At 53.9% G+C, this 6,387-nt stretch carries 6 protein-coding genes; 3 read left to right on the top strand and 3 right to left on the bottom strand.

From position 1 onward, the window contains the following. Positions 1 to 206: 206 nt before the first annotated feature. Positions 207 to 1,214: a DUF3231 family protein gene (locus NQZ67_RS16535; RefSeq protein ID WP_257447971.1), complete on the bottom strand. Its 1,008-nt coding sequence runs from the start codon at positions 1,212 to 1,214 to the stop codon at positions 207 to 209. 189 nt (positions 1,215 to 1,403) lie between these two features. Between NQZ67_RS16535 and NQZ67_RS16530 the strand changes: the two genes are divergently transcribed. After that, positions 1,404 to 2,915, top strand: a complete 1,512-nt coding sequence (locus NQZ67_RS16530; RefSeq protein ID WP_257447967.1) for a copper amine oxidase N-terminal domain-containing protein — start codon at positions 1,404 to 1,406, stop codon at positions 2,913 to 2,915. Positions 2,916 to 2,971: 56 nt separating this feature from the next. On the opposite strand, the gene NQZ67_RS16525 is transcribed toward NQZ67_RS16530, so the two are convergent. Then, the gene (locus NQZ67_RS16525) at positions 2,972 to 3,349 is read right to left on the bottom strand and encodes a winged helix-turn-helix transcriptional regulator (protein ID WP_257447964.1); all 378 of its coding nucleotides are present in this window, start codon (positions 3,347 to 3,349) and stop codon (positions 2,972 to 2,974) included. Positions 3,350 to 3,488: 139 nt separating this feature from the next. Between NQZ67_RS16525 and NQZ67_RS16520 the strand changes: the two genes are divergently transcribed. Next, a complete protein-coding gene (locus NQZ67_RS16520) occupies positions 3,489 to 4,706 on the top strand; it encodes an MFS transporter (RefSeq protein WP_257447961.1) in 1,218 nt (405 codons plus the stop codon). A gap of 36 nt (positions 4,707 to 4,742) precedes the next feature. After that, a complete protein-coding gene (gene pgoN, locus NQZ67_RS16515; protein WP_257447958.1) occupies positions 4,743 to 5,585 on the top strand; it encodes a glyoxal/methylglyoxal reductase in 843 nt (280 codons plus the stop codon). Between the two features lie 73 nt (positions 5,586 to 5,658). Here pgoN and NQZ67_RS16510 read toward each other — a convergent pair whose 3' ends face one another. Beyond that, a complete protein-coding gene (locus NQZ67_RS16510; protein ID WP_257447954.1) occupies positions 5,659 to 6,372 on the bottom strand; it encodes an ankyrin repeat domain-containing protein in 714 nt (237 codons plus the stop codon). Positions 6,373 to 6,387 lie beyond the last annotated feature (15 nt).

The raw sequence follows: 6,387 nt of genomic DNA, 5'->3' as shown, positions 1-6,387 counted from the left end.
TTTCCTAATCATCCGCACTCACCTGCTTTTCGTTATGACTCAATTATACAGAAAAAAAGGTACAGCCTCTTCAATTTAATTGAATGACTGTACCTTTTTCTATGAGATGGACTTTTTCAGTGGCCTCACATCGCGTCGGTTTCTTTTTTTGTTTGAATAGAGGCACAACAAAAAAACGGTTCGTTGGATGACGAACCGTTTCGCTCTTATAGCTTCGCTAGTTCCTTCCGGTTTGGCGCGTGAGGCGGCTCTTCCAGCCACTTGTACTCGATCATGAGATCCATTCCGTCCTTTGCGAACTTTACGATTTCCGGTATCGTTTTGGAATATTCGGCGACAAGATCCGTTCTGGAGGATATGGATAAAGCATGCCCGACATAAGCAATTCCCTGCGTATTAAGGGCTGTGACCAGGAACATCATCAGCCTGTCGGAGAACGGCGAGACCGTTGACGTGGACACCTCGGAATTCACCATGACCGTTCCCAGGAGATCATCTTGGATGAAGGTTTTATTTAGAAATTTTATCTGCTTTTGGGCCAGCTGTTTTCCCCGTATCAAATATTTTTTAACCTTCTCGTCTTGAACGACCTGAATCAACCCCGTCAATAGGATTAATCCGAAGTAATTCCGTTCAATATTGAAGAACATCTCCGACATCTCGATGACGTTAAGGGGACGCTCTTTCTCCATCCACTGCGAAATGAAGGTTTCCTTCTTCCGGATAAACTCGATATGGTCGGGATAAGGAACCATGGGCGGCCGATCGTATAGTCCTTTCTCCAGCATCAACTCAACCGAGATATTGTACAATTCGAGAGTGGACTGCAGACACTGCGTAAAAAATTCGCGAACGTCATTGCGGGCTACGCTGGATACGATCATGCTGTAAGTGGACATCCCGATTCGGCTCATCCCGTATACATAGCTGACGGAGAACAAGTCGAAAAATAGCGCGGGCGCGCTTACATTTAAATCGTTCTCCGAGAATCCCGCGGGTATCGGAAAATTCTCTTTGGTAAAAATTTTTTTTATTTCCTCCACATGCTTCTCGGACAATTCCAGCGATCTCTGCAATAGGACTGCGACGTCCTCATAGCTGTTGTGCTGCTTCAAATGTTTGGTTATGCAGATCGACATCGTTTCGTTAATATAAACCGACCATAACCACGCGATTTCCGTGGACGACAGCCCGACTTCATGCGTCACGTTCATTCATCCATTCTCCTTGCGCCGATTAATGAAATTCCCCTACATTATGCGCCGCGGAACCTTTCCATATGCAAGAAACGAAAGAGGCGTCATCCCATTTCGGGAGCGGACGGTGCAACCTTATTCCATTTTGTCCCGTCAGGATAGGCAGGAACAACACACAACACCATTACGAGACAAGGAGCGAACATAATGAGCAACAAGATGGGAAAAACATTACTCGGCACACTATCGGTAACGGTACTGTCCCTCACTTCCGCAACCGCCATTTACGCCAATACGAATGGGGGCTCCCTGCCCGGCAGCATCCAACCGATCAAAGCAGAGGTCGGCCAAGAGCAACTCGAGCCGGCCGCGCACTATATGTCCGTGAAAGGAACCGTTGAAGCCATCAACGATCATGGCCAAAATAAAGACATGCAGCTGGTGACGGTCAAAACGGCAGACGGAGCCACCACTCACCTTGTCGTGTCCGAGCAGACTTATCTGCTCGATGAGCTGAAGGTCGGAGCGGAGATCATCGGCTTCTACGATGCGAATTTGCCCGTTATTATGATCTACCCGCCTCAATACTCGGCCGTCGCCATTGCCGAGGTCGACAATGGCCGCAACGTGAAGGTCGATCAATTCGACGAGAATTTGATTAGCGCCGACGGGACGCTCAAGCTGAACGTCGCGGACGCTACGGAGATTATACATACCGATGGGACGGCCTACGACGGCGAACTAGCGGGCCAGGATCTCATCGTGGTGTACGGTCCATCCACCCGCAGCATTCCCGCTCAGACGACTCCGGAGCAAATCGTGGTGCTTCCCGAACAGGGCGAGCAAGACGTGGATCAAGCGGCCTTCGCAAGCGTGACGGGCACGATTCAAGAGATCGCCGAGCCGGAGCAAGAAGACGCGTCTTACCAGCAATTCATTACAGTGGAGACTCAAGAGGGCGAAACGATTCATTTGACGATATCCGAGCAGGCATATGTCGATGAGAAGCTTGCCGTAGGCGCGGAGATTATCGCCTTCTACGATGCGAACGCTCCGATGCTGATGATTTATCCGCCGCGTTATGACGTGGAAGCCGTTGCGCTGGTTAAGGATGACCGTTCGGTCATGGTGGATCGCTTCGATGAGACGCTGCTTAACAGCGACGGGTCGTTAAAGCTGAACGTAACGGACGAAACGAAGGTCGTTACGCAAGACGGAGCGGCATTCGAAGGCGATCTGACGGATCGGAAGCTCTTCGTGGAGTATCAGGCCGTGCAATTAAGCTATCCTGGGCAGACGACCCCGACTCGGATCGTTGTCTTGAATGAACGGGAGACGGCCGATGAATCCGGCGTCATCATTAAGGATCTGAACAACCTGGAGGAGAAGCCATGGCTGGTCAATGGCCAATCGGTTGAAGCTCCAAGCGCGTATGCGAACGAGGAAGGGACGGTCATGGTGCCGCTCCGCGCAATCGCCGAAGCGCTCGGCTATGAATTGACATGGGAAGCCGAGACGAGAACCGTAAGAGTAGGTCCGGTCATCTCCCTCCAGATTGGCGAGGACTACTACGTCTATGCGAAGATGGCTCCGATCGAGCTGGGCACGGCTCCGGTCCTGTCGGACGGCGTGACCTATGTGCCGATCTCCTTCTTCAAGCAAGTGATCCGCGCCGAAGAAGTACGGATCGACGCCGAGCAAATCGCGATTCGCGAGTAGCATAGCATACGAAACAACCCGCTGATGGCAGCGGGTTGTTTCTTTTTGTCCACGGGCTATTGATTGAGAATGCTGTCCTCCAGCACCGAGAATTTATCGCCGTATTTTTTGATAATATGCTGTTCGCCCCAATCGCATAAAGCGTTCAAAATCTTCTGCAGACTCCAGCCGTACTCGCTCAGCTCGTATTCCACCTTCGGCGGCACCTGATTGTAGACAATCCGGTTAACGATCCCGTCCTCCTCCAGCTCCCGAAGCTGCTGGGTCAGCATCTTCTGCGTAATGCCGGGCATCAGGCGCTTCAAGTCGCTCGTCCGCTTCTTCCCATGCGTCAAATGACATAGAATGACGCACTTCCACTTGCCCCCGATCACCTCCAAGGTAGCTTCTACGGATATGTTGTATTTCTTCTTCACGGCCGTCTCGTTCGCCATGGCTATTCCCTCCTTGCTGTCGCTCATGGGCACTTTTTGGTACCTATATCACTTCAAAGTACGTACTACCCATTCTGAATCAATTCCATCATAATAGCATTCACCGGCCGGATTGAATAGAGAGTTGAGGAGTGGAACCATGGCACGAGAAAAAAATAAGAACATGCTGGCCTTGCTGGCTTTAGCCGTCTGCGCCTTCGCCATAGGAACAACCGAGTTTATCAGCGTCGGGCTGCTGCCCCTTATTGCCGAAGACTTTCATATACCGGTGGCGACCGCCGGATTAACCGTTACCTTGTATGCGCTGGGCGTCACCTTCGGCGCGCCGGTGCTGACGTCGCTGACCGCGGGCATCCCGCGCAAAACGCTGCTGCTGTGGATTATGGCGGTGTTTATTGCCGGCAATCTGATGGCCGCGGCCGCAAGCGGGATCGAGATGCTGCTCGCCGCCCGCATCATCTCCGCGCTGTCGCATGGCGTCTTCATGTCGATCGGATCGACCATTGCGGCCGATCTTGTTCCGGAGAATCGGCGGGCCAGCGCCATCTCGGTCATGTTCTCCGGGCTGACCGTCGCGACAGTCACCGGCGTGCCGCTCGGCACGTATATCGGACAGCTCATGGGCTGGCGGGCGGCCTTTGCCGCGATCGTGGCGATCGGTGTCCTTGCCTTCATCGCCAACATGGTACTGGTCACCTCGAGTTTGCGTCAGGGCGCCAGAACAAGCTTCCGCGACCAAGTGAAGCTGGTCACGAACGGCCGCATGCTGCTATCCTTCACGATCACCGCATTAGGCTACGGGGGAACGTTCGTCGTTTTTACTTATTTATCCCCGTTGCTTCACGATATAACCGGATTTGAAGAAAAGACTGTCGCTCTAATCCTCCTCGTTTATGGCATCGCAATTGCCATCGGCAACGTGGTCGGAGGAAAAGCCGCGAACCGCAATCCCGTGAAGGCCTTGTTCTATATGTTCGCCATTCAGGCCATCGTGCTATTGGCGTTTATGTTCACCGCGCCGTACCAGGTCGCCGGACTGATCACGATCTTCTTCATGGGCTTGCTCGCGTTCATGAACGTGCCGGGGCTGCAGGTATACGTCGTGATGCTCGCGGAACGGTTCGCCCCCGAAGGGAAGGACGTAGCTTCCGCCGTCAACATCGCCGCGTTTAACGCCGGCATTGCGCTCGGCGCCTACTTGGGGGGCGTCGTGGCCGACTCTATCGGACTGATCCATACGACGTGGATCGGGGCGTTGATGGTGCTCGGAGCGGCTCTGCTTACGGGATGGGCCCGAGTTTTGGACAAGAGAGATCACGCAAACGTCGTACAGCTTACCGCAAAAAAATCCGCTTAACACAAGATAACCACACATTTTAGGAGGAAAATTGTTATGATACAGCATCTGCAAGACACCGTTACTCTGCACAATGGCGTGCAAATGCCGGGCCTTGGGCTCGGGGTATTCAAGGTGGAGGAAGGTACGGAATTAGTCGAGGCGGTAAGGACGGCCATCGCGCACGGCTATCGCAGCATCGACACGGCCGCTATCTACGGGAACGAGAGCGGCGTCGGCGAGGGCATTCGCCAGGCCATGCAGGATAACGGCATTCCGAGAGACCGCCTGTTCGTCACCTCGAAGGTGTGGAACGCCGACTTGGGCTACGAGGCCACGCTATCGGCCTATGAAGCCAGCTTGGAGAAGCTCGGCCTCGACTATCTCGATCTGTATCTCATTCACTGGCCGGTCGCCGGGAAGTACAAGGATGCATGGAGAGCGCTGGAGGAGTTGTACAAGGAAGGCCGGGTCAAAGCGATCGGCGTAAGCAACTTCCAGATCCATCATCTCGAGGATCTGATGGAGGATGCCGAGATCAAGCCGATGGTGAACCAGGTCGAATTCCACCCGCGTCTCACCCAAAAGGAGCTGCTACGATTCACTACCCAGCATGGCATCCAGCTTGAAGCCTGGTCCCCGCTCATGCAGGGCGAGCTGCTTCAGGAACCGGCGCTGGTCGAGCTTGCGGCGAAGTATGGCAAATCGGTTGCGCAAGTGATCCTTCGGTGGGATCTTCAGCACGGCGTCGTCACCATACCGAAATCGACGAAGGAGCACCGCATCATCGAGAACGCGTCGTTGTTCGATTTCGAGCTCAGCCGCGAGGACATGGAACGCATCGATGGCTTGAATCGCAATTTGCGGGTAGGACCGGATCCGGATAACTTTGATTTCTAATAAAGAAACGGCGGTGTTTGGGTCAATCCCCTGCACCGCCGTTTTTCCGCTGAATCGGGAACACACCGCTGGTTTACTTCGCTCCCGCTTCCAGCAATATTCGCTCGATTTCCTTGAATCCCTTGCTGCGGGCATGCTGCAGAGGGGTTACGTTATCATGATCCGCCAGGTTGACGTCCGCCCCGTGATCGATCAGCAATTGCACGGTCTGCTGCTGCCTCTCGTTTCCATTGTTTAAAATGATAGCCTCAAGCAGGGCGGTCCACCCCAGATTATTCACATGGTTGACATCGACGGTCGTCCTGGTCAGGAGCTCTTTAACGACCTCCACATAACCATGTTCGGAAGCCGGAATCAAGGCGGTTCCGCCATAACGGTTCGTGATGGCCGGATCGGCGCCCGCGTCAATGGTCAGCTTGAGAATATCCAGATAGCCCTCTGCTCCGGCGTACAGAAACGGACTGTTCTTCATGCCGTCTTGCTTGTTGACGTCGGCTCCCGCCTCGATGAGAACCTTCACCGTCTCGAGATCTTGGTTATACGTTGCAAGCATGAGAGCCGTGCGTCCTTCGTCGTCCTGCGCGTTCAGGTCGGCGCCTTCCCTTATCCACTCGGCGACCTTATCGGCTTGTCCTCTCTTTGCCGCCGCTTGGAGCAGCATTTCGTTTGCGCTTGGATTCACGCTTTCTCCCTCCTTCTGTTGATCGGCGGGCTCTTCCGCCTTATTCGCCGCGCAGCCTGTCAGCAACAAGAAGCAGCAGACCGCGGCAGCCATCCATTTCTTCATCTGCATCTACCCCTT

The organism is Paenibacillus soyae (genome assembly GCF_024623455.1).
Taxonomy (GTDB): Bacteria; Bacillota; Bacilli; order Paenibacillales; family Paenibacillaceae; genus Pristimantibacillus; species Pristimantibacillus soyae.
Note: the sequence above shows the minus strand (reverse complement) of the source record. Positions and strands in the feature narration are given on the sequence as shown.